This window comes from Dactylosporangium sp. CA-092794 (assembly GCF_050948465.1).
Classification (GTDB): domain Bacteria; phylum Actinomycetota; class Actinomycetes; order Mycobacteriales; family Micromonosporaceae; genus Dactylosporangium.
In genome coordinates this window covers 8,665,526-8,688,504 of record NZ_CP192044.1, presented here as the reverse complement: position 1 = coordinate 8,688,504, position 22,979 = coordinate 8,665,526, and the positions used below count along the sequence as shown (strand labels likewise).

The following is a 22,979-nucleotide window of genomic DNA, read 5'->3' as shown; positions in this document are numbered from 1 at the left end:
ATATTTTAGCGTAGAACAGTTCGGCGCTAAGATAACACAATCGACGAGTGCGGAGTGTGACCATGCGTGCGGCGCTCATCCGAGAGCACGGAGGCCCCGAGGTGCTGCGCATCGAGGAGGTTCCCGACCCGGTTCCGGCCGCCGGCGAGGTGCTCGTCCGGTTGCGCGGCGCGGCCCTGAACTACCACGACGTGCTGCTCCGGCGGTCGGGGCTGGGCATGCGGCTCCCCCTGGTCATGGGGGTGGACGGCGCCGGAGTGCGGTGCGACACCGGCGAAGCGGTGATCATCCAGCCGTCGCTCGACTGGGGCCCCGATCCGGCCGCGCCCGGGCCCGGCTGGAGCATCCTGGGCGACCGGAGGCAGGGCACCTACGCGGAGCTCATCGCCCTGCCCGAGGAGAACCTCCGGCCGAAACCGGCCGGCTGGACCTGGGCCGAGGCGGCCGCCCTGCCCACCGCCGGGCTCACCGTCTACCGGGGCCTGTTCACCCGCGGCGGTCTCAAGGCCGGCGAAACGATCGTGATGCTCGGCACGGGCGGCGGCATCGCCACGTTCGTGATCGCGATGGCCGCGGCCGCCGGCGCGCGGGTCCTGGTCACCTCGTCCAGCGCGGACAAGATCGCGCGGGCGACCCGCGAGCTCGGCGCCGCCGGCGGCGCCGTCTACGACGATCCCGGCTGGACCGACCGGATCCGGGCGCTGACCCCGGCCGGTGCGGGCGCGGACCTGGTCATCGACACGGTCGGGCGGGACACGGCGGCGTCGCTGCGCTGCGTGCGGCCCGGGGGACGGCTCGTCGTCTTCGGCGCGCCGGTGGGCGCGGTGGCGTCGTTCGACCTGCGCGAGTTCTACTTCAGCCAGCGCTCCATCGTCGCCACCACCCTCGGCACGGGACGGGAGTTCGACGAGCTGCTCGGCTGGCTCGACGGCAACCCGTGGCGGCCGGTCATCGACTCCACGTTCGCGTTCGGCGATGTCGTCGCCGCGCACGAGCGCATGGAGTCCGGTCAGCACTTCGGAAAGATCATCCTGACGTTCGACTGACGAGGAGCGCGCATGTCCGCCTATGTGTTCGCCAACTTCGACGTGGCCGACGCCGCGGCGTTCGCCGAGTACGTGGCGCACGCGCCGGCGACGGTCGCCGCCTACGGAGGCGAGTACCTCGCCCGGGGCGGCCGGTCCGAGTCCTGGGAGGGAGACCTGCCCGCGCGGCGCGTCGTCATCCTCCGCTTCCCGAGCGTCGAGCGGGCCGAGGCCTGGTACGGCTCACCCGAGTACCGCCGGTTGCGCGAACGACGACTGCGTTGCGCGAGCGGGCCGCTGCTCATCACCGCGGGCCTCGATGAGCCGTAGCCGTCGTGTACGCATCGAGACCTCAGCTCGCCTACGCCATCGCCACCTGCGACAGCGTCGCCGCCGCGGTCGCTCAAGACGCCGGCCCGGCCGAGCTCGCGAAAGCCGTGGCGGACGCGTCGGCGAAAGCGGTCGTCCTGCTCGACCTCGACTTCGCGCCGCTCGCGCTGTCCGACAGCACCCCGCCCGGCGGCCTCGGCAGCTGGCGCGCCGCCGCGATGCGCGCGCCCGAACTGCTGCGGGTCCTGGCCGCCGACCGGCGGCCCGTGCGGGTGCCCCACCCGTCCGCGACGGAGCCCGGGGACTGGCTCGTCACCCCGGTCATCGCGGCCGGCGACCTGCTCGGCTACCTGGTCGTCGTCGAGGACTCCAGCGCGGCGGACCACCGCCTCGGCCTCGTCGCCGTGAGCTACCTGGCGCGGATGTTCGGGCTCGCCATGTCCCGGCAACGCCCGGATCACCACCTGGGCGGGCGCTACCGGTCGGCGATGCTCGACGCGCTCGTCGGGGGCGACTTCGAAGACCGCGCCGACGCGCGCGGCAAGGCTCGTGTCCTCGGTACCGCCGACGCCGGACAGTTCCGCATCGCGGTCGCGCGGGTGAGCCCGGCGCGCACCGGGAGGCGCGACGACCCCGGGGTCGCGGAGGCGGTGCTCGGCCGCCTCGTCGCCGGCGTTCCGTTCGCCTCGGTCCTGCGGGGCACCGAGTTGGTGATGCTGCTGCCGGACCCGGCTCCCGCCGCGGCCGGCGCGCGTCGCGACACCGCGCACCGCGGCCGGGACGATCCGTTCGCCGCGTTTCGGGCCGAGCCGGCCGGTGACGCCCGGCTCACCATCGGTCTGAGCGAACAAGCCCTGCCCGAGCGGGCGCCGCACGCGCTGCGGCAGGCACAGCGCGCGGCGGATCTCGGCACGCGCCTCGGCCGGTTCGGCGAAACGATCCGGTACGAGGAGCTGGGCATCTTCCGGCTCCTGCTCCAGGTGGGCGACCTGCACCACATGCGCGCCTACGCCGAGGACGTCCTGGGAACGCTGCTCGACTACGACGCGCTGCACAAGCCCGACCTGATCCGCACGCTGTCGATCTACCTGGACCAGAACGGCAGCCCGAAACAGACCGCGCGCGTGCTCCGCGTCCACGTCAACACGGTGTCGTACCGGATCCAGCGCATCGAGTCGCTGACCTGTCTGGACCTCAGCGATCCTGACGACCGGCTCAGCGCGCACGTCGCCGTGAAGATCGTCGAGTCGCTGCGCGCGGACGGCCCCTGACCGGCCGCCGGCGGGTGTGGTGGTCGTCTCTCGGCTCGATCTTTTAACGCTATAATTTTCAGCGCTATAGTAACTACGGCGACGAAGCCGTCGAGGAAGCGAGGAGTTCGCATGAAAACGATGTTCATGACCAGCTCGGCGATCCCGGTCACCCCGCAGGAGCGCCGCGCCAAGCGGCCGGTGTCGCGCGACAACGACGCGTTCCGCAACATGCTGCAGGGCTACGAGAAGCTCGCGCTCTGGGCGGACGAGCTGGGTATCGACGCGTTCGGGAGCACCGAGCACCACTTCCAGTACGAGGGTGGCGAGTCGATCCCGAACAACCTGCTGCTCTACGCCAAGCTGGCCGCGCTCACCAAGGACATCACCTTCGTGCCGATGTCGGTCGTCGTCAACGCGCACGACCCGATCCGGGTCGCCGAGGACCTGGCCCTGTTCAGCCACATGTTCCCCGGCCGGCTCGGGGTGGCCTTCGCGCGCGGGTTCCAGACCCGGTGGGTGCAGACCCTCTCGCAGACCGAGAACGCCGTGGCCCACCTCCCCGCGTCGGAGGCGGCCAACCGGCAGAAGTTCGACGAGTTCCTCGAGATCATCGAGAAGGCGTGGACCCTGGACTCGTTCAACCACAACGGCCCGAACTACCAGGCGCCCTTCCCGGCGACCGGCATCCCGGACTGGCCCCTGGCGGACTGGACCCGCGAGTTCGGCGTGCCCGGAGACGTCGACGCCGACGGCACGATCCACCGCATCGGCATCACGCCGAAGCTGCTGAGCCGGCCCGAGATCTTCATCCCCAGCACCCGCTCGGAGCAGACGATCATCGACTCCGGCCGCCACGGACGTACCCTGTTCGTGGCCGCCGGCGGCCGGGACCGCATCCTCCACGTCGCGACGACCTACCGTGACGCCGCCCGCGAGGCCGGCCGTGACGTGCGGCTCGGCGACAAGTTCGGCGTCGTCGCGAAGATCGCCCTCGGCGACACCTTCGACGAGGCGTTCGACTTCGCGGTCCGGACCGCCGGGTTCTGGTACCAGCACATCTTCCAGAAGTTCTGGTTCAACGAGGGCTACCGCGTCGACACCGATCCGCCCGAGCGTCCGCTGCGCTTCGCCGACGAGCGCGCCCTGACGCAGCGCATGTACGAGGCGGGCCAGCTGCTGTGCGGGACCCCCGAGCAGGTCAGCGAGCAGCTCGCCGATATGGCGACGCTCTACGGCCAGGGCCGGCTCGACTGGCTGATCTGGGAGTCGTGGGGCCAGTCGATGCCGTTCGACGACTGGGACGCCGTGCAGCGCTACCAGCTGGAGACCTACGCCAAGCAGGTCATGCCGGCGTTCCGGTGAGCCGCGCCCGCGCGGCCGGGGTCCGGCGGGGGACGGATCCGGCCGCGCCGGCAGGGGAAAGGGCAGAGATGGAAGACATCGCATCGTTCGACGCGGCACGCGTCCGCGCCGTCCTCGGCCATTTCGTGACGGGAGTCGTGGTCGTCACCGCCGTCGACCCCGGCGGGCCGCTCGGGTTCACCTGCCAGTCGTTCGCCTCGCTGTCGCTGAGCCCGGCGCTCATCAGCTTCAGCCCGGCGCGGACCTCGACGACGTGGCCACGCATCCGCCGGGCCGGCCGGTTCTGCGTCAACATCCTGGCCGACGACCAGGAACCGGTGAGCCGCGCGTTCGCCCACTCCGGTGGCGACAAGTACGACGGGCTCGCCTGGAGTCCCGCCCCCTCGGGCTCCCCGGTGCTCGACGGGGTCGTGGCGTGGGTCGACTGCAGCCTGCACGCCGAATACGACGGCGGCGACCACACCATCGTCGTCGGCCGGGTGCGGGCGTTGCAGTCCACTATGGACCGCCGCCCGTTGTTGTACCACCGCGGCCACTACGTGAGCTGAACGTTCGTGTCAGCGACACAAGTGCGAGGCACGCAATTTGTGCCGGGCACCGACTATTTCTGGCCGTCACAGGCTGGCAACCTATCGGTCACGTTGGTCACACCCCGCCACTACGCGACTGGAGCACCAATGACATCGTCCACCGAAGGTGCGCTCACCGACGTCGATCCGGTCACGTTCGAGGTGATCCGGCACCGCCTGCTGGGCATCGTCGACGAGCAGGCGGCCAGGCTCTCGGCCATCTCCGGGTCGAAGAACGTCACGGAGATGTCCGACTTCAACGTCGGCATCTACCTGCCCGACGGGGCCGTCGCGGTCATGGGCCGCACCATCCTGTTCCACGCCTCCTCGATGGGTTCGATGGTCCGCCACGTCATGGCGGACTGCGCGGAGAACCCCGGCATCAACCCGGGGGACATGTTCGTCGTCAACAACCCGTGGAAGGGCGCCGTCCACGGCCCCGACATGGCGATCGTGGCGCCCATCTTCGCCGGCGGCGAGCTCATCTTCTGGTCCGGCGGCCTCATGCACATGCCCGACATCGGCGGCATGCGGCAGGGCGGCATCGGCCTGGACGCGACCGAGAGCTACCAGGAAGGGCTGCTGCTGCCGCCCATCAAGCTCGTCGAGGGCGGCCGGATCCGCTCCGACGTCTGGAACATGATCCTCGCGCAGAGCCGGGCCGCCGCGGCGATGGCGCTCGACCTGAAGGGGCTGATGGCGGCCAACCACGCCGCGGGCGACGGCATCGGCAAGCTCGTGCAGCGTTACGGCGTGGACGAGCTGCGCAACGTCATGGCGGCCCTCATCCGCGGCTCCGCGGAGCGGATGCGCCGCCGCCTGCTCGAACTGCCCGACGTCACCGTCGAAGGCGTGGGCTACCTCGAGGTCAGCGACGCGAGCGGCGAGGTTCCCCGGGTCGCCGTGACCCTCACCAAGGCCGGCGACCGGATGATCCTGGACTTCTCCGGCTCCACGGACCAGCGACCCGACGCGAAGAACTGCACCTGGGCCGGGCTGATGGCCGGCATCTCGGCGGCGCTGCTGCCGACCATCGCCTACGACATTCCCTGGAACGCGGGACTGTACGAGCCGCTGGAGGTCAGCTGCCCCGAGGGCCGCGTCTGCAACGCCCGCAAGCCCGCCGCCGTCAGCGCGAACATCGCCGGCGCCGCCTACGAGGTGCAGATCGCGACGATCGCGGCCCTGTCGAAGCTGCTGGCCTGCAGCGACGAATACCTGGGGGAGGCGGAGGCCAGCCCGGGCGGGCGGCCCAGCATGTGGGCCTTCCTCGGGCTGAAGGACGACGGGCAGCACGTCATCGGCTTCACCCTCGACAATCTCGCCTCCGGCGGCTCGGCCTACCACGACCACGACGGCGTCGCCGTGCAGGGCCACCACGACATCGAGCGCACGAACATCTCCAACGTCGAGTCGCTCGAGTTCGACTACCCGCTGCTGTACCTCTGGCGTGGCCTCGCGCCCGACAGCGGCGCCGGACGGCACCGCGGCGGCCAGAGCATCGGCACCATGTACGTGCCGCACAAGGTCACCTCGTTCGTACCCCTCGGCGCGCAGGTGTTCCAGGTGCCGGACAACCACGGCGTCTTCGGCGGCCTGCCCGGCGCGCAGCCGGCCCAGACGGTCGTCCGCGGCGCGAACGTGCGCGCGTCACTCGCGGCGGGGCACATCCCCACGATCGGCGAGCTGGCCGGCGACCGCATCCCGGCCGCCGAACTGCGCGGGCCGCTGTTCAGCGACGACGTGCTGATCGTGACGGCCGAGTCCGGTGCCGGCTGGGGCGACCCGATCGAGCGGCCGGCGCAGCGCGTCGAGGCGGACCTGCGCGGCGGCGCCGTCACCGCCGAGGGCGCCCGCCGGCTCTACCACGTCGAGCTGGACGCCGGCGGGCGCGTCGACCCGGACGCGACCGAGGCCCGCCGGGCGGCGGTCCGGCAGGCGCGCCGCGGCCTCGCCGCGAAGCGGCAGCTCGACGCCGGCCCGGCCGGCGGCCCGCTCACCCGGGTGGGCCCGGTCGGCGACCGCCGCCAGGTCGCCCGCGACCCGGGCGGCCGCCTGTGGACCCGGTGCGCCTGCGGGCACGTGCTGGCGCCCGCGGAGGAGAACTGGCGGCTGTACGCGACCTCCGACGTGGCGGCCGGCTCCGACGTCGCCGTGACGCTGATGGTGCACAAGTCGGTCGAGTTCCGGCGCTACTTCTGCCCCGGGTGCGGACTGTGCCACAGCGTCGACCTCGTCCCGGCGGACTCCGCCGACCCGGACGACGTGCGGCTGGCCGCGGCGGCGCCGCGCCACGGGGCCCGGTAGCCGATGCGCACCCCGACCACAGAGCAAACGTCCGTCCGACGGCTGGAGACAAGGTGACCGCCAGCAAGTTCTCCGTAGGCACCGACATCGGTGGCACGTTCACCGACATGGTCGTCATCGACGACCGCAACGTCGTGCACCAGTTCAAGACACCGACGACCCCGTCGGACCGCAGCCAGGGCGTGGTCGACGCGTTCAACCTGGCCGCCGCGGAGTTCGGCATCTCGCCGGCCGAATTCGCCGCGCGCGTCGTCTACTTCGCGCACGGTACCACCGCCGCCACGAACGCGCTGATCGAGCGCAAGGGCGAACCGACCGGCATCATCACCACCCGCGGCATGGAGGACACGCTGCTCGTGCAGCGGTCGATGGGGTCGTGGACCGGGATCGGGCAGGTCTCCGGGCACTACAGCCGCCGGCGCAACCCCGACCCCCTGGTGGACCGGTCGCTCATCATCGGCGTCGACGAGCGGCGCGACTTCGAGGGCGACGAGATCGTCCGGCTCGACGCCGAGCAGGTCCGGGCGGCGGCGCGGCGACTGCGCGACGCCGGGGCGAAAGCGGTCGCCGTCTCCTTCCTGTGGTCGTTCGTGAATCCGGAGCACGAACGTGACGCGGCCCGCCTCGTCAGGCAGGAGTGGCCGGACGTGTTCCTGACGAGCTCGAGCGAGATCGCGCCGGTCATCGGCGAGTACGAGCGCACCGCCACCACGGTGATCAACTCCTATCTGGGCCCGGTCATCAGCCGGTACATCCGGCTGCTCGAACACCGTCTGAAGGACATGGGGTTCGTCGGCGACTTCACCGTGCTCGACTCCACCGGCGGGGTCATGGACGCCGACGAGGCCGGCGACCGGGCGGTCGGCATGATCATGTCCGGCCCGGCCGGCGGCGTCCTCGCCTCGGCGGCGCTGGCCCGCAAGCTCGGGTACCCGAACGTCATCACCAGCGACATGGGCGGTACCAGTTTCGACGCCGGCCTGATCGTCGACGGCGAGCCGCTGGTGACGACGACCAGCATCGCCGACCGCTACCACCTGGCGACGCCCCGCGTCCAGGTGACCGCGATCGGCTCCGGCGGCGGCAGTATCGCGAGCGTCGACGAGGGCGGCATCCTCGTCGTCGGCCCGGAAAGCGCCGGCGCGGACCCCGGCCCGGCGTGCTACGGCAAGGGCGGCAAACGCCCGACGGTGACCGACGCCGACGTCGTCCTGGGCATCATCGATCCCGACTTCTTCCTCGGCGGCCGCTTCAAGCTGCATCGCGAACTGGCCGAGGAGGCGGTCGGCAGGTACATCGCCGAACCGCTCGGACTGAGCGTCGTCGAGGCCGCGGTCGGCATCCGTCGCGTCGCCGACAACCAGATGGCCGACCTGCTGCGGGCCGTGACCGTGCAGCAGGGGTACGACCCCCGCGACTTCGTCGTCTTCGCCTACGGCGGAGCCGGGCCCACCCACGCCTACGCGTTCGCGGAGGAGGCCGGCATCGACACGATCGTGGTGCCCTACACCGGCACGACGCACTCGGCCTTCGGCGCCGTGTCCTGCGACCGGTACCGGTCGTTCCAGGGCAGCGACCCGCAGCGAACCCCGCCCGGCAGCGCGAGGCCGGCGGAGCACCTGGACCTCGGGCGCATCAACCGCAAGTTCGAGGAGCTCGAGCGGCAGTGCCGGGCCGCGATGAAGGACCACCCGGAGCTTCGGCTCAACCGCACCCTCTACTTCCGGTTCAACCGCCAGGCGCACGAGCTGCCGATCGCCGTGCCGGACCACACGCTCACCGCCGAGGACTTCGACCGGCTGCTGGTCGACTTCCGGCAGAGCTACGAGCGGATCTACGGCCCCGCAACGAGCCTCCCCGAGGCCGGCGTCGAGATCAATACGTTCCGGCTCGAAGGCCGCATCCCGGCGCGGTCGACCGGGGTGACCGGCGCGGGCCGGACCACCGTCGCCGAGCACACGGATGTCCCGGCCCCGATCGGCAGCCGCAGCGTCGTGTTCTCCGGAACGCCGCTGTCCACCACCGTCTATGCCGGCGAGCGGCTCCCGGCCGGCGTCGCCATCGCCGGGCCGGCGATCGCCGAGTTCCCCGGCACGACCGTCGTGATCGGCCCCGACCAGAAGGCTGTCGCGGACCGGGACGGCCACATCGTCATCACGCCCGCGGGCAAATAGCCGCACGCGAATCGCGAAGGAGACCACACACATGGCCGACATCGTGGGGGCAATGGCGTCCTCGCACGCCTACGCCCTGCTCAATCCGCAGACCTGGGACACGAGGAGGGAACTGAGCCGGCAGCGATTCGCGGCGAAGTACGGCACCGTCCCCGCCGAGCACCCGAGGCTCGCCGGCGAGCCCGCCGAGCAGAGCGCCGAGCGGTTCGGAAAGCTCGGCGACGCGTTCCGGCAGCTGCGGGACGAGCTCGTCCGGCTGGCGCCCGACACGCTGATCATCATCGGCGACGACCAGGAGGAGAACTACACCGACACCGTCCCGCAGTTCGCCATCTACACCGGTGGACACGTCAACGCCTACGACCCGGAGTCGAAGGAGACCACCGGCTACCGGTGCGACGCGGCTCTGGCCAGGGCGCTGCACGCGGGCCTGGTCGAGCAGGGCTTCGACGTGACGTCGTCCAGCGCGTTCCCCGACGACCTGCTGATCTCCCACGCGCACGCCCAGGTGCTCACGTTGCTGCGGCCGACCGCGCCGGTCGTGCTGGTGTTCGTCAACGCGATCAACCTGCCGGCGGCGACGCCGAACCGCTGCTACGAGTTCGGCGAGGGCATCCGCAGCTGCCTCGGCGGGCTGCCCGGCGCGGAGCGGGTGGTGCTCTACGCCTCCGGCGGCCTGTCCCACTTCAGCGCCGGCTACCCGTACAAGGAGTACGGCGGTTCCCTGTCGATGGGTGACATCTGCGAGGACTTCGACCGCCGCGTCCTGGGCTGGATCGAGCGGGGCGACGGCGCCGCGCTGAAGAGTCTGTCGTCGCGCGACCTGCTCGACAACGGCGAGGTCGAGCTGCGGCAGTGGATCGTCCTGCTCGGCGCCCTGCAGACCCTCAAGCCGGCAACGCTCGTCTACGAGCCGATGTACCGCGGGCTGATGGGGATGGGCGTCGGTTTCTGGCGCTTCTAGACCGAAAGGGCCGGCAATGGACCGCAAGTACACCAAGGAAGAGACCGACCGGTTCGTCGAGATCGACGGCATCCGGCTGCACTACAACGAGGCCGGCGACGGTCCGGCGCTCATCTGCACCCACGGCGGCGGGCCCGGCGCGAACGCGTGGGACAACACCAAGTGGGTCCTCGATGCGCTCGCCGAGCACTTCCGGGTCTTCCTCATCGACATGCCGGGCTTCGGCGAGTCCCAGATGCACGTCAGCCGCGAAGGCGTCCCCATGGACATCTTCTGCGCCCGGCTGAAGAGGGGCTTCATCGACCACCTCGGCATCGACAAGGCCCACCTCTACGGGTCGTCGGCCTTCAGCGCCGCCGCGCTGCGCTTCGGCATCGACTACCCCGGCCGGGTCGGCCGGATCGTCATCCAGGCCTACGCGCCGAGCCAGCACCCCGGCCCCACTGCCGGGCTGAAGGCCGTGGGCGAGTTCGCCAAGGAACCCTCGATGGCGAACATGGAGCGGATGATGGAGCAGTTCACCCCGAACCCCGAACTGCGCACCCGCGCGGCGACCGAGGCCCGCTTCCGCGCGGCCAACAACCCGGACCACCTCCAGAGCCGTCTCGAGATGAACGCCGCCTCCAACTCCGACCTCGTCGGGGAGCTCCGCTCCCTGACCACCGAGGTCCTCGTGACCTGGGGCAACCACGACGGAATGATCCCGGTCGCCGGGATCCTCGCCGCGCTCGAGGAGATCCCCAACGTGCGGGCCCATCTCTGGGGCGGCAACAGCGGCCACTTCGTCGCGACCGAGCACCCCGAGGACTTCGCCCGGCTCGTCACCGACTTCCTGCTGAGGTAAAGGAGCTCCACTGTGGACCGCCAAACGATTCCCAACCCGCCCGGCGCGCCCGAACGCATCAAGGGCATGGTGCCGGGCGTGCGCGCCAACGGGTTCATCTTCCTGTCGGCCGTGCGCGGCCGGGACCCCGAGACGAACACCCTCAGCGACGATCCGGCAACGCAGGCGCGGCAGGCCTTCGAGAACCTGAAGGTGATTCTCGACGGCGCCGGGTCCAGCCTGCGGCACGTCGTGCACGTCATGCTCTACCTGACCGACCTGAAGTACCGCAAAGATTTCCATGATGTCTGGCTGGAGTATTTCCCGGCCGACCCGCCCGCCCGCACGGCCGTCCAGGTCGCCGACGCGAGCCCCGCCCCGGGCGGCAACGCGCACTTCGCGCTCGACGTCATCGCGCTGGCCGGCTGAGCGGGTGGTTCCGCCATGCAACCGCTGAGCGTGACCTATCGGGACGTCGACCGGACGCCCTACCTGTTCACGTTGCGCCGCTGCGCGGAGAAGCTGGGCCTGGACCTGCGGATCGTCCGGTACGACATGTCACGGCTGACGGCGGGGCCCACCGGCCACGACTGGGGGGACCTGCTGCTCGACGGCGAGATCGAGGTCATCGCGGAGAACTACTGGGGTTTGCAGAGCTACCGCGCCCGCGGGCTGCCCCTGATCTGCGTCGCCTCGACCTCGAGCAGGTGGCTGGAGAAGCTGCTCGTCGGGCCGGGCATCGAATCGCTGGACGACCTGCGGGGCAGGCGGTTCGCGCTGCGCTCACCAGGTCCGCAGGCGCTGCTGCCGCAGCTGTGGGCCCGCGACGCCGGCCTCGGCCCGTCGATCGAGTTCGTCACCTATTCCGACCGGGAGTTCGGGCGGATGGGCCACTGGCGCAAGGTGGTGGAGGGGGAGTGCGATGCCTGCTTCGTGACGAACCTCTACGCCGACGAGGCGCTGGCCGCCGGCCTGCGTGAGCTGCCGTACGAGCCGTACCCCTTCGAGGGGGGCACCGTCACCCTCACGACGACCGAGGCGGTCGCCGCGGAGCGGGCGGACGCCGTCCAGGCGCTGGTGGATGCGGCCTTCGACGCGACCGAGCTGTTCAGGTCGGATCCGCAGCAGGTCGTGGACATCATGCGGTCGGAGTGCCGCGAACTGCTCGCGGAGCACTTCGGCGAGCTGGACGACGCCCGGCTCGCCCGGCTCCAGGAGATCCTGCGGGACGAGCTGTCGGACTGGCCCGTTCCCACGCCGGAGGGCGTATCGGTCGCCCGCCGGATCCGGCTCGGGTCGGCGCCGGAGCTCGAACGGTACCACCCGATGATCATGTGGGATCTCGGTTTCGCGCGGCGGGCCATCGACAGGCGCGCCGCTCGGCGGTGACCGGTTCCGAGACGCCAGGCAGGGAACGGCCTGACCGCGCCCGCGGTCAGGCCGCCGCCGTATTCGCGAACTCCCGCAGCAGTTCGGCCTTCCGGCTGCGGTACCGCTCGACGTTGCGCAGCTTGATGTCCTCGTAGCCGCGGACCAGGTCGGGCAGCGTCGCGATCCGGACGGCCAGCTCGTGGTTGTCCGCGGTGAGCCCGTCGAGCAGGACGTCGACGGCGGACTGGTAGTCGCCGACCAGCTCGCGCTCCGTCCTGCGGACGGCGGCGAACCCGAACGGGTCGAGCCGCGTTCCGCGCAGGTGACGCATCGCGATCAGGACGCGGAACACCGGCCGCATCCACGGCCCGAGGCTGATCTTGTGCCGCAGGCCGAGCGCGCGCAGCATCGGCGGGTGCAGCCGGTACCTGACGCGGGCCCCCTCGCCGAAGGCGTCGGTGATGGTCCCGCCCAGCTGCGGATCGAGGGAGAGCCGCGCGACCTCGTACTCGTCCTTGTAGGCCATCAGCTTGTGCAGGTTGACCGCGACCGCGTCGCCGAGCGCGGTCGAGCCGGTCACCTCGGCCTCTCGCGCCCGGACCCGCCGGACGCGATCGAGGAAACGCTCGGCGTACCGGGCGTTCTGGTAGGCGGCGAGGTCGTCGCGCAGCCGGTCGCAGTCCACCGACGCCGGCCGCTCGGAGGTCACACCGAACGTCCGCGGGTCCGCGCCCGCGTCCCCCGGCTCGGCGACGAGCCGGCGTCCCCGGCGGAACGCGGCGATGTTGGCGTCGACGGCGGTCCCGTTGAGCCGGATCGCCGCCTCGATCGACTCCGCGGTCAGCGGCAGGGCACCGACCTGGTAAGCCGCCCCGACCAGGATCACGTTGGCGTACTGCTCGCTGCCCAGGTGGGTGCGCGAGGCGGCCGCCGCGTCCAGGACATGCAGGGCGCGGGAGGCCGAGCGCATCGTCGCCTCGATGCCGGCCCGGCCCGGATACGGCACGGCGGGGTCGGTGACCATCGCTCCGGTCGGCACCGGCGCGCTGGACAGGACCGCGACCGTGCGCGTGGCATCGGCGGCGGCCAGGTGCTTGGCGTCGGTCGCCACCAGCGCGTCGCAGCCCAGGTAGAGATCGCACTCGCGGGCCGCCAGCTTCGGCGACCGCGCGGTCGGCGACGCGGTGATGACCAGGTCGGATACGACCGCGCCACCCTTCTGCGCGAGCCCGGTCTGGTCGAGGGCGCGCACGGCGCGGCCGTCGATCGCGGCCGCGGTCGCGAGGATCTGCGACACGGTGACGATGCCGGTCCCGCCGATGCCGGTGATCCGCATCGTGAACGGCTCGGCCGGCACCACGCGGGCCGGTTCCGGCGGCGCCGCCACCTCGGCGAGGTCGCGTGCCGTGCGGCGGCCCGGAACGACGGTCAGGAAGGACGGGCAGTCACCCTCGAGGCAGGAGAAGTCGAGGTTGCACGACGACTGGTTGATCCGGGTCTTCCGGCCGAACTCCGTCGCGACCGGCTCCACGGACAGGCAGTTCGACTTGGCGCCGCAGTCGCCGCACCCCTCGCACACCCGCTCGTTGATCAGCACCCGCCGCGCCGGTAGCGGCGCCTTGCCGCGGCGGCGCTTGCGGCGTTTCTCCGCGGCGCATTCCTGGTCGTGGATCAGCACGGTGACGCCGGGGACCCCGGCCAGTTCGCGCTGGACGTCGAGGAGATCGTCGCGGTGCCGGACCGGCACGGCCCGCCCGACCTGCTTTCGCACCGCCTTGGGGTCGTCGGTGGTCACCACGATGCGCCGGACGCCTTCGGCGCGCAGCAGGGCGACCAGGTCCGGGAGGGTCTTCTCGCCGACCGGCCGCTGCCCGCCGGTCATGGCGACCGCCGAGTTGCGCAACACCTTGAACGTGACGTTGGCGCCGGCGTCGACGGCGGCCCGGACGGCGAGGCTGCCGGAGTGCGCGAAGGTGCCGTCGCCGAGGTTCTGCACGAAGTGGTCCTGCTCGACGAAGTGCGTGGCACCGATCCACTGGGCGCCTTCGCCGCCCATCTGGGACAGGCCGGTGACCTTGCCGGCCCGATCGCCGGGCATCAGCAGCAGCATCGCGTGGCAGCCGATGCCGCCGCCGACGGTGGTGCCCGGGGCCACCTCGGTGGACGAGTTGTGCGGGCACCCGGAGCAGAAGTAGGGCATCCGGTGCGCGGCCACCAGGTTCAGCCGCTCGCGCGGTGCGGGCGGGCGCTTGAGGCCCGTCACGTCGCGAGCGTTCAGGAAGCGCCACAGCCCGGCCGAGACGGTGTCGGCGTCGTGCTCGCCGTCCGCGGCGAACAACGCCGAGCCGTCCTCGCCCCGCTTGCCGTAGACGGGCGGAGCGTCCGCCGTCCGGTAGAGGATCGCCTTGATCGCGTCCTCGAGGAACGCCCGCTTGTCCTCGACGACGACCAGCGCCTCCAGTCCGGCCGCGAACTCGCGCACGATCGCCGGTTCCACCGGGAACACGACGGCGAGCTGTAACAGGCGGACCCCGGCCCGCTCCAGCGCCGCGTCGTCGAGGCCGAGCGAGGTCAGGGCCTGGCGCACGGCGAGGTAGGTCGAGCCGGCGGCGGCGATGCCGATCCGCCCGTCGCGTGCGCCGCGGATGCGGTTGAGGCCGCTGCGGCGAACGTACTCGACCGCGACCGGCAACCTCGAGCGGTGGAACGACCGCTCCAGCGCTTCCAGCCGCGTGCCCAGCAGGTGGGCCGACGGCTCGTGGGAATACGCCGTCAAACCCCCGGGAAGGTCGTCCATCGACGGGGCGGTCCAGCCGGGCAGCAGTTCGGTGGTGGCGGCGCCGTCCGCCACCACCGTGGCGATCCGCATCGCCGACCACAGGCCGCTCGCGCGCGACAGCTCGACGGCGTGGAGCCCGTGCTCGACGATCTCGGCCGGGTCGGCCGGGCTGAACGTGGGGATGGCGAGGTCGGCCAGGGCGAACTCCGACGAACACGGGACGCTGGACGACTTCGCGGCGGGGTCGTCACCGACGAGCGCCACCGCACCGCCGCGCGGGTCCGTGCCGATGAGGTTGGCGTGGCGCAGTGCGTCGGTCGCGCGGTCCAGACCCGGCGCCTTGCCGTACCAGACTCCCGTCACGCCGTCGGGGCGCAGCGTGCCGATCGTGCGGGCGAGCTGGGTTCCCGACACCGCGGTCGCCGCCAGTTCCTCGTTGAGGCCCGGCTGGTGCACGATGCCGAGCGCCTGCAGCCGCGCCCGTTGCCGAGCGAGTTCGAGGTCGTAGCCGGCCAGCGGTGAACCCTCGTATCCGGACACGTACGTCGCGGTCTGAACGCCGTCGCGGCGGTCCACGGCCGCCCGGTCGAGCAGCATCCGGACGAGCGCCTGGATGCCGGTCAGGTACACGGCGCCGCCGTCGCTGGCGTAGCGGTCGTCGAGGGAGAATCCGCCGCCGGAAGCAGCGCGCATGGACGTCACGGGGGCTCCGATCGGATATTGATCCAATGTGAGAGTGACTATAGGATCCGTTGAACATTGAAACCATGGACGCCGGGAATGACTGGGCCATCGGTCCAGAATTTGATTCGAACGGCTGCCGCGCGAAAGGCCGAGTGACCATGCAGCTCGACGACGTGGATCTGGCGCTGCTCCGGCTGCTCGTCGAAGAGCCGCGCGCCGGCAGCCGCGAGTACGCCCGCCTGCTCGGCATCGCCCGCGGAACGGTGGCATCGCGCATCGCCCGGCTCGAACGCGCCGGCACCGTGACCGGCTACGCCGCCCAGGTCTCACCCGCCGGGCTGGGCTACGGCGTCGAAGCGTTCATCCACCTGCATCTGGCGCAGGGCAAGCTGGACGACGTCACGGCCCGGCTCACCGAGATCCCGCAGATCCTGGAGGCGCACTCGACGACCGGTGACGGCGACGTCCTGTGCCGGGTCGTGGCGGAAAGCAACAGCGGCATCGAAGCGCTGGTGCAGACGCTGCTCGCCATCCCCGGCGTGGTCCGCACCCGCACCGAGATCTCACTCAGTCAACGGGTGCCCTACCGCGTCCTGCCCTTGCTGCACCAGGCCGCCCGCCGAGCGGACTCGTAACCAGTTTCATAAGCACGTCAAAATCTGAATAAGACGTTGAAAATCCCGGATCGTCTCAGTACCGTGAGCCCTCGGACTCGTGACAGCGACGCCGGGGGAGCCAAGTGATGTCCGAAGCCGCAGCACCGATGATTGCCGCCCACGCCCTGCGCAAGACCTACGGCGCACTCGTCGCCGTGGACGGCATCGACTTCGCGGTACATCGCGGCGAGGCGTTCGGCGTGCTGGGCGCCAACGGTGCCGGCAAGTCCTCGACCATGCGGATGCTCGCCTGCGTCTCGCCGATCACCGGCGGCACGTTGCGCATCCTCGGCCGGGACGCGGCCACGGACGGGGCGGCGATCCGCGCCCGGCTCGGTGTCGTCCCGCAGGACGACACCGTGGACACCGACCTCACCGTGCGGGAGAACCTGCTCATCTACGGCCGCTACTTCGGCATCCCGTGGAAGGTCCTGCGTCGCCGCAGCGACGAGCTGCTCGACTTCGCCCGGCTGCGGGAGAAGGCCGGCGAGTCGGTGGCCGCGCTGTCCGGCGGCATGCGCCGGCGGCTCACCATCGCCCGGGCGCTGATCAACGAGCCCGACATCGTGCTGCTCGACGAGCCCACCACCGGCCTCGATCCGCAGGCGCGGCACCTGCTGTGGGAGCGGCTGTTCCAGCTCAAGCAGGACGGCGTGACGCTGCTGCTCACCACGCACTACATGGACGAGGCCGAGCAGCTGTGCGACCGGCTCGTCGTCATGGACGCCGGCCGGATCGTGGCCGAGGGCACGCCGGCCGGCCTCATCGAGCGGTACACCACGCGTGAGGTCCTGGAGCTGCGCTTCGCGGCGCACGAGAAACAGACGATGGTGGAGAAGGCGCAGGGACTGGTCGGCCGGGTCGAGGAGCTGCCCGACCGCCTGCTGCTCTACACCGGCGACGGCGAGGCGACCCTGACCGCCGTCCACGCCCGCGGGGTCCGGCCGGTCACCGCGCTGGTGCGCCGCTCCACCCTGGAGGACGTGTTCCTCACCCTGACCGGCCGCACGCTGGTCGACTGACGCCGAGGGGACCCGTTCCATGCCCAGCATCGCCTCCGCGCCGTCCCCGGCGCTGCGGGAGCTCGCGTACTGGCTGTTCCGCTACCGCCGCACGTGGCGCGGCACGGTCGTCATCAGCATCGCCAACCCGCTGCTGTTCCTCACCGCCATCGGCCTCGGCCTGGGCCGGCTCGTCGACGACGGCGGCCACCTGCACGGCCTGACCTATCTGCAGTTCATCGTCCCCGGCCTGCTCGCCGCCGCGGTCATGCAGACGACCTACGTCGAGGCGGCCGGGCCGGTCTTCACCTCGGCGCGGGCCGGCGGCAACTACCGCGCCGCGGCGGCCACACCGCTGCGCCCGGCGGACATCCTGCACGGGCATCTGCTGTTCATGCTGGTGCGGGTCGCGCTCACCGCGGTCGTGTTCACCGCCGTCGGCGTCGGCTTCGGCGCCGTGGACCCGGTGCGGGCACCGTTGGTGGTGCTCGCCGCGCTGCTCATCGGCTGCGCCTTCGCGCCGCCGGTCGCCGCCTGGGCGGTCACCGTCACGCGGCCGCAGCTGCTGACCACGATGCTGCGCTTCGTCATCATGCCGATGTTCATGTTCTCCGGGACCTTCTTCGCCGTCGAGCAGATGCCGGTCTGGCTGCGGCGGGTCGTGGAGTGCACGCCGCTGTGGCACGGCGTGGAACTGTGCCGGACGCTGTCGACCGGCACCGCCCGCCCCGTGCCGACGGTGGTGCACCTGCTGTACCTCGGCGCCCTGGCCGCCGCCGGCCTCGTCCTCGCCCGCCGCAACTACCGCCGGGCACTGCACCGCTGAACGGGGAAGCATCGTGACCACCATCGACGTGCTCCGGCCCGGGCGCGCCCGCGCCATGGTCGAACGCAACCTGCTCATCTACCGCCACACCTGGGTGATGCTGCTCGCCGAGGTGTTCGAGCCGGTGCTGTACCTGCTGGCGTTCGGCGTCGGCATCGGCGCGCTCGTCGGCACGGTGCCCGGCCTCGCCGACACCACCGTGTCCTACCCGCGGTTCGTCGCGCCCGCGCTGCTGGCCACCGCGGCGATGAACGGCGCGATGAACGAGACGACGTTCAACATGTTCGGCAAGCTCACCACCGACAAGACCTACGAGTCGATCCTGACCACGCCGATGACCGTGCGCTCGGTCGCGCTCGGCGAGGTGTGGTGGGCGCTGCTGCGCGGCACGCTGGTCACCGCCGGCTTCCTCGTCGTGGTCGGCCTGCTCGGCCTGGTGCACACCGCCGCGGTCCTCCTCGTCGTCCCGGCCGCGCTGCTCATCGGCTTCGCGTTCGCCGCCATCGGCCTGCTCGTCGTCACCTTCCTGCGCAGCTGGCAGGACTTCCAGCTGATCCAGCTGGTCATGCTGCCGATGTTCCTGTTCGCCACGACATTCTTCCCGGTCGGCGTGTACCCGCGGCCGATCCGGTGGCTGGTGGAGGCCCTGCCGCTGTACCACGCGATCGAGCTGACCCGGCAGCCGTTCCTCGGCCACGCCGGCCCGCGGCTGCTGCTGCCGGCCGCCTACCTCGCGCTGCTCGGCGTCCTCGCGCTCGCCCTCGCCGTCCGCCGCCTGGAGCGCACGCTGCGCCGCTGACGGGCAGGCCGGCGCGCGGCGGCGGTTTCGGCGCCCGGTTCGGTGGTAGGTGCGTTCGGTCACCGCAGCCCGGCATCGGGAGGATCGCAATGTCGCAGACCCGGGATCTCCTTGGCACCCTCACCCTGCAGTTCCGCCCGGAGGTGAGCAGCGAGCGCCTGGCGGCCGCCATCGACGCCATGGCCGAGTGTGAGGAGGCGGTCACGGCGTGCGCGGCCGCCATGGTGACCGAGGATGACGTCCAGGCGCTGCGGGAGGCGATCACCCGCGATCTGAACTGCGCCGACGTCGTGGCCGCCACCCGGCGCGTCCTCGCCCGCGGCAGCGACGCCGCGCTGCTGAGCTCGCAGCTCGAGGCGTGCCTGGCGGCGTGCGAGCACAGCGCCGAGCTGTGCGCGCGGCACTCCCACCATCACGAGCACTGCCGCATGTGCTCGCAGGCGACGCTGCGCTGCGCCGAGGCCTGCCGGCAGGTCTTGCACGGATTGCACGGGTGAACCATGGTCTGAGGATGGCCGGGTCGGAGGCGATGGTCCGCATCGCGCTGGTGACGACGTTCGCCGTCGCCGGGCTGTACTGCCTGCCCCGGTGCTTGCGGTCCCGGCACCCGTGGCCGGCCCGGCTGGCCGACCTGCTGCACGGGGCGATGTGCGCCGTCATGGTGGCGATGCTGTTCGGCATCGCCGGTGATCCGTGGGGCGTGCAGCTGACCGTGTTCGCCGTCGCCGCCGGGTGGCACGTCGTCCGGCTCGTCGCCGCGGCACCCGGCGGTCACCCGGATCGCTGGAGTTCCCTGACGCAGGCGATCATGATGTCGTCCATGTGCTGGATGCTGCTGCCCGGCCCGCACGGCGCGGCCGCGCCGATGCCCGGCGCGCACCTGCCCGGGCCGGACCGGGCGGAATTCGGCCCGGCGGTGACCGGTACGCTGGCCGTGGCACTCATCGCCGCGTCGGTGCTGTGGACGACGCGATCGTTCGCGCTGGCGAACCGCCCGGCTCGCCGCGGCGGCGTCACCGCACCGGGCTACCAGGCGGCGATGGCGGCCGCCATGGGCGCCTCGCTGATCGTCATGCTGCCCATGTGACGCCCGGCTAGCGAGCAGGAGAGACGTGATGGCGAGTTCGCAGGACGGGATCGTGCTGGGGCTGACCGACATGGTGCCGCGGATCGACGCCAGCGCCTTCCTCGCCCTCGGGGCCGTGGTCGTCGGTGACGTGACGATCGCGGCGCTGGCGAGCGTCTGGTATGCGGCCGTGGTTCGCGGCGACTCGGCACCCATCGAGATCGGCGAGGAGTCCAACGTGCAGGACGGCTCCGTGCTGCACGCCGACCCGGGCGCCCCGCTGACCATCGGCCGGCGGGTGACGGTCGGGCACCGCGTCGTCCTCCACGGCGCCACGGTGGAGGACGGCGTCCTGATCGGCATGGGCTGCGTCGTCATGAACGGCGCCCGGATCGGGACCGGCTCCGTCATCGGGGCCGGGGCGGTGGTGACGCAGGGCACCGAGATCCCGCCGGGCTCCCTGGTGCTCGGCGCGCCGGCCCGCGTGGCCCGCCCGGTGAACGACGGGGAACGGGCGATGATCGAGCACGGCGCGAAGCACTACGTGTATCTCGCCGAGGCCCACCGTCAGGCGGTCCCGCTCGGGTGACCCGAGGACCGCGCCCCGCGGGGCGCGGCTCAGGCCGCCGTCCGCCGCCGGCGCGCGGTCAGCCAGAGCAGCGCGCTGCCGGCCCCCAGCGCGGCGGCGCCACCGCCGACCTCCCAGGCCAGGCGGTGCCAGCTGTCGCCGGTCGTGGGGAGGTCGCCGGCCGGCAGGACGGCCGCGACCGGTGTCAGCACGGTGACGGTGGCGACGGCACGCACCAGGGAGAGCTTGCCGAACGCCGCGACGGTGGCGGTGCCGGGCTCGGTCAGCGTCACGTCGGTGCTGAAGTCGCCGTTGGCGTCGGCGTTGACGGTCTTGAGCACGCGGCTCTGGGCTTCGCCGTAGGCGACGGTGATCTCGATTTCCTCGCCGGGAATGAAACCGGTCCCGGTGAAGTGGACCGCGCCCCCGCCGCTGACCGCACCGGTCGAGGTGGTGATCTGCGGCGGTACGGCCGGATACGGCTCGGCCGCCGCGGGCCGGGCGGCCCACAGCAGCGCCGACGACAGCAGGACACCGGTCGCCGCGACGAGCAGTGACCGAAGTGGACGGTGCGGACGCATGTCTTCCCCTCACGGGACGAACGATCAGCCGTTCCCAACGTATCGGATAATCAGCACCTTTGTGTCGAACCGGTGGTAATCGCCCAAGGCCGGGCCATCGGCGTGGTCTGCAGCCGGGGCTCGATGCGCGCCGGGCCGGTGCGGGTGTCCCGGGTCAGCACCGTCAGCTCGACGGTCCGCCGGCCGCCGGGCGGCACGTCCAGCGTCACGACACCCACCATGCGGCCGCGTTCGACGCCGGTGCCCATCGGCGCGGGTGCCCCGTCGAGGGCGGCCGACGCGATGGCACCGCCGGTCGGCGCGAAGACCAGCACGTTGCTCCGGGCGACGTACGGCCCCGCCTGGGCCAGGCCGGTCACGGTCTCCGGCAGGCCGGAGCTGGGTGCGGACGAGGACAGCGTGACCCGGACCGTCAGCTCCCGCCGGCCGTCCGGGCGGCACGCGCCGACCGACACGGAGGCCGCCGGGCTGAGGTAGTAGCTGAGCTTGCCGCCGGTCCCGTCGTTGAGGAACACGCCGACGGTCGGGTCCGGGCCGTCCTCGGGCGGCAGCGCGCCCTCCAGCGCCGTGCCGGTGATGAGGCGCTGCTCGTCCGGGTGCGCGCTCCACACCAGCATGCGCCGTTCGCCGGTGGCGCGCCGCAGCGCGGCCAGCAGCGCCCGCGGTTCGGCGTCGAGCGCGGTCAGCCGGTCGAACACCGCGCGGGCCACACCGGCGAAGTAGCGGTCCTGTTCCGCGTCGGTCCGCCACGTCGCGTACGCGTCCGACAGCAGGGTCCGCACCGCGGTGCGGGCGGTGAGCGGCCCGCCGCGCGGCACCGCGATCGGCCCGGTGGCGGCCATCACGTAGGACAGCGCGACGGGATCGGTGGCCAGGACGCCGTCGACGGTCCGGCCGGAGCGCAGCCGGTACATCTCGCGCAGGGTGGCGGCCGCCGCCGGGAAATAGGGTGTGAAGTTCGCGTCGCCGGCCACCTTGCCCACCCGGTCGGTGTAGAGGTCGCGCTGGGCGGCCGGGAGCGGCAGCACGGGCCGGTCGAACTCGCCGAGCGTGGTGAAGGCGGTGCCCTGCTCGATGATGCTGATCGCGCCCCGGTCGGCGCCCAGCACCACGAACGCGCCCGGCAGGCCGCCGGTCGCGCGCACCTCGGCGAGGTTCTGGAACAGCACGAGATAGGTGCGCGGACCGTCGGCGCCCATCATCGCGGGCAGCAGCGCGGCGGCGCGGGCGAGCGGCCCGGTGATCGCGATGGCCCGCTCCAGATAGCCGCGCAGCTGCTCGATCCGGTCGCGGACCCGCGCGTCGAGCCCGCGCAGCGGTACCGCCGCGATCCGGTCCCGGTCCCGGCGCAGCACGGCGTCGGCCGCGGCCAGCCTGGGCGTGGCGGCCCGCAGGGCCGGTAGCTGCAGGCGGCCGCCGCGGGGCAGGAGCGCGCCGGAGCCGACCGATCCGGCCGTTTCGATGAGCGGGGGCAGCGCGCGGCGGGCGAGATCGTCGAGCACCTCGGCCACGGTCGCCACCGCGCTCAGCTCGTCGCCGACGGCGGGAACGTGCCCGGCCAGGCGCCAGGCGGCGCCGCCGGTCCGCTCCCGCGCCGCGCGGGTCCGCGCCTGCAGGGCGCTGAGCGTGGCCGCCGCCGCGCCGGCGTCGCCCGCGGTGAGCTGCGCGGCCAGTTGCTGGAACAGCGCCGCGGCGCGGGTGAGGTCGTCGGCCGCCCGCAGGCCGCGCACGCCGGTCCAGCCACCGCCGGCGAGCGCGACGACGAGCGCCAGTGCCAGGCCGAGACCGACCGGCCGTTTCCAGCCGCGGCGGCGCGACGGTTCCTTGGTCCGAACGAGCAT

At 72.1% G+C, this 22,979-nt stretch carries 21 protein-coding genes; 18 read left to right on the top strand and 3 right to left on the bottom strand.

The genetic code is table 11. From position 1 onward, the window contains the following. Nucleotides 1-47 precede the first annotated feature (47 nt). From ACQPXD_RS37345 to ACQPXD_RS37295, 11 genes are all read left to right on the top strand, one after another. Complete coding sequence (locus tag ACQPXD_RS37345) at nucleotides 48-1,046, top strand: quinone oxidoreductase family protein (RefSeq protein WP_432826489.1); 999 nt, start codon at nucleotides 48-50, stop codon at nucleotides 1,044-1,046. A 12-nt stretch (nucleotides 1,047-1,058) separates the two neighbouring features. After that, nucleotides 1,059-1,355 carry a DUF1330 domain-containing protein gene (locus ACQPXD_RS37340; protein WP_432826487.1) on the top strand — a complete coding sequence of 99 codons (297 nt, stop codon included), beginning with the start codon at nucleotides 1,059-1,061 and terminating at the stop codon, nucleotides 1,353-1,355. A 5-nt stretch (nucleotides 1,356-1,360) separates the two neighbouring features. Continuing rightward, nucleotides 1,361-2,626: a PucR family transcriptional regulator gene (locus tag ACQPXD_RS37335; protein WP_432826485.1), complete on the top strand. Its 1,266-nt coding sequence runs from the start codon at nucleotides 1,361-1,363 to the stop codon at nucleotides 2,624-2,626. A 111-nt stretch (nucleotides 2,627-2,737) separates the two neighbouring features. After that, nucleotides 2,738-3,970, top strand: a complete 1,233-nt coding sequence (locus tag ACQPXD_RS37330) for an LLM class flavin-dependent oxidoreductase (RefSeq protein ID WP_432826483.1) — start codon at nucleotides 2,738-2,740, stop codon at nucleotides 3,968-3,970. Between the two features lie 68 nt (nucleotides 3,971-4,038). Continuing rightward, nucleotides 4,039-4,518, top strand: a complete 480-nt coding sequence (locus ACQPXD_RS37325; RefSeq protein WP_432826481.1) for a flavin reductase family protein — start codon at nucleotides 4,039-4,041, stop codon at nucleotides 4,516-4,518. Between the two features lie 129 nt (nucleotides 4,519-4,647). Continuing rightward, a complete protein-coding gene (locus ACQPXD_RS37320; protein ID WP_432826479.1) occupies nucleotides 4,648-6,846 on the top strand; it encodes a hydantoinase B/oxoprolinase family protein in 2,199 nt (732 codons plus the stop codon). 53 nt (nucleotides 6,847-6,899) lie between these two features. After that, nucleotides 6,900-9,020: a hydantoinase/oxoprolinase family protein gene (locus ACQPXD_RS37315; RefSeq protein WP_432826477.1), complete on the top strand. Its 2,121-nt coding sequence runs from the start codon at nucleotides 6,900-6,902 to the stop codon at nucleotides 9,018-9,020. A 31-nt stretch (nucleotides 9,021-9,051) separates the two neighbouring features. Then, the gene (locus ACQPXD_RS37310) at nucleotides 9,052-9,984 is read left to right on the top strand and encodes a hypothetical protein (protein ID WP_432826475.1); all 933 of its coding nucleotides are present in this window, start codon (nucleotides 9,052-9,054) and stop codon (nucleotides 9,982-9,984) included. Between the two features lie 16 nt (nucleotides 9,985-10,000). Then, on the top strand, nucleotides 10,001-10,828 hold the full coding sequence (locus ACQPXD_RS37305) for an alpha/beta fold hydrolase (RefSeq protein ID WP_432826473.1): 828 nt from the start codon (nucleotides 10,001-10,003) through the stop codon (nucleotides 10,826-10,828). A gap of 12 nt (nucleotides 10,829-10,840) precedes the next feature. Continuing rightward, nucleotides 10,841-11,236: a RidA family protein gene (locus ACQPXD_RS37300; RefSeq protein ID WP_432826470.1), complete on the top strand. Its 396-nt coding sequence runs from the start codon at nucleotides 10,841-10,843 to the stop codon at nucleotides 11,234-11,236. A gap of 15 nt (nucleotides 11,237-11,251) precedes the next feature. Further along, nucleotides 11,252-12,196 carry an ABC transporter substrate-binding protein gene (locus ACQPXD_RS37295; RefSeq protein WP_432826468.1) on the top strand — a complete coding sequence of 315 codons (945 nt, stop codon included), beginning with the start codon at nucleotides 11,252-11,254 and terminating at the stop codon, nucleotides 12,194-12,196. Nucleotides 12,197-12,242: 46 nt separating this feature from the next. Here ACQPXD_RS37295 and ACQPXD_RS37290 read toward each other — a convergent pair whose 3' ends face one another. Continuing rightward, on the bottom strand, nucleotides 12,243-15,650 hold the full coding sequence (locus tag ACQPXD_RS37290; protein WP_432844092.1) for an indolepyruvate ferredoxin oxidoreductase family protein: 3,408 nt from the start codon (nucleotides 15,648-15,650) through the stop codon (nucleotides 12,243-12,245). Between the two features lie 149 nt (nucleotides 15,651-15,799). Here ACQPXD_RS37290 and ACQPXD_RS37285 point away from each other — a divergent pair, with 149 nt between their 5' ends. The 7 genes from ACQPXD_RS37285 to ACQPXD_RS37255 all read left to right on the top strand — a co-directional run bounded on the left by ACQPXD_RS37285 (nucleotide 15,800) and on the right by ACQPXD_RS37255 (nucleotide 20,578). Further along, a complete protein-coding gene (locus ACQPXD_RS37285; protein WP_432826466.1) occupies nucleotides 15,800-16,276 on the top strand; it encodes an Lrp/AsnC family transcriptional regulator in 477 nt (158 codons plus the stop codon). A 107-nt stretch (nucleotides 16,277-16,383) separates the two neighbouring features. Further along, the gene (locus ACQPXD_RS37280; RefSeq protein WP_432826464.1) at nucleotides 16,384-17,319 is read left to right on the top strand and encodes an ABC transporter ATP-binding protein; all 936 of its coding nucleotides are present in this window, start codon (nucleotides 16,384-16,386) and stop codon (nucleotides 17,317-17,319) included. A gap of 19 nt (nucleotides 17,320-17,338) precedes the next feature. Beyond that, entirely contained in the window at nucleotides 17,339-18,124 is a 786-nt protein-coding gene (locus tag ACQPXD_RS37275) for an ABC transporter permease (RefSeq protein WP_432826462.1), read from the top strand. A gap of 13 nt (nucleotides 18,125-18,137) precedes the next feature. Then, complete coding sequence (locus ACQPXD_RS37270) at nucleotides 18,138-18,923, top strand: ABC transporter permease (protein WP_432826460.1); 786 nt, start codon at nucleotides 18,138-18,140, stop codon at nucleotides 18,921-18,923. 89 nt (nucleotides 18,924-19,012) lie between these two features. Then, a complete protein-coding gene (locus ACQPXD_RS37265) occupies nucleotides 19,013-19,420 on the top strand; it encodes a four-helix bundle copper-binding protein (protein ID WP_432826458.1) in 408 nt (135 codons plus the stop codon). A 14-nt stretch (nucleotides 19,421-19,434) separates the two neighbouring features. Continuing rightward, nucleotides 19,435-20,010 (top strand): DUF5134 domain-containing protein, encoded by a 576-nt coding sequence (locus ACQPXD_RS37260; RefSeq protein ID WP_432826456.1) that lies wholly within the window; start codon nucleotides 19,435-19,437, stop codon nucleotides 20,008-20,010. A 28-nt stretch (nucleotides 20,011-20,038) separates the two neighbouring features. Beyond that, entirely contained in the window at nucleotides 20,039-20,578 is a 540-nt protein-coding gene (locus ACQPXD_RS37255) for a gamma carbonic anhydrase family protein (RefSeq protein WP_432826454.1), read from the top strand. 29 nt (nucleotides 20,579-20,607) lie between these two features. On the opposite strand, the gene ACQPXD_RS37250 is transcribed toward ACQPXD_RS37255, so the two are convergent. Continuing rightward, nucleotides 20,608-21,138: a hypothetical protein gene (locus ACQPXD_RS37250; protein WP_432826452.1), complete on the bottom strand. Its 531-nt coding sequence runs from the start codon at nucleotides 21,136-21,138 to the stop codon at nucleotides 20,608-20,610. Between the two features lie 50 nt (nucleotides 21,139-21,188). After that, the gene (locus ACQPXD_RS37245; RefSeq protein WP_432826450.1) at nucleotides 21,189-22,979 is read right to left on the bottom strand and encodes a DUF4012 domain-containing protein; all 1,791 of its coding nucleotides are present in this window, start codon (nucleotides 22,977-22,979) and stop codon (nucleotides 21,189-21,191) included.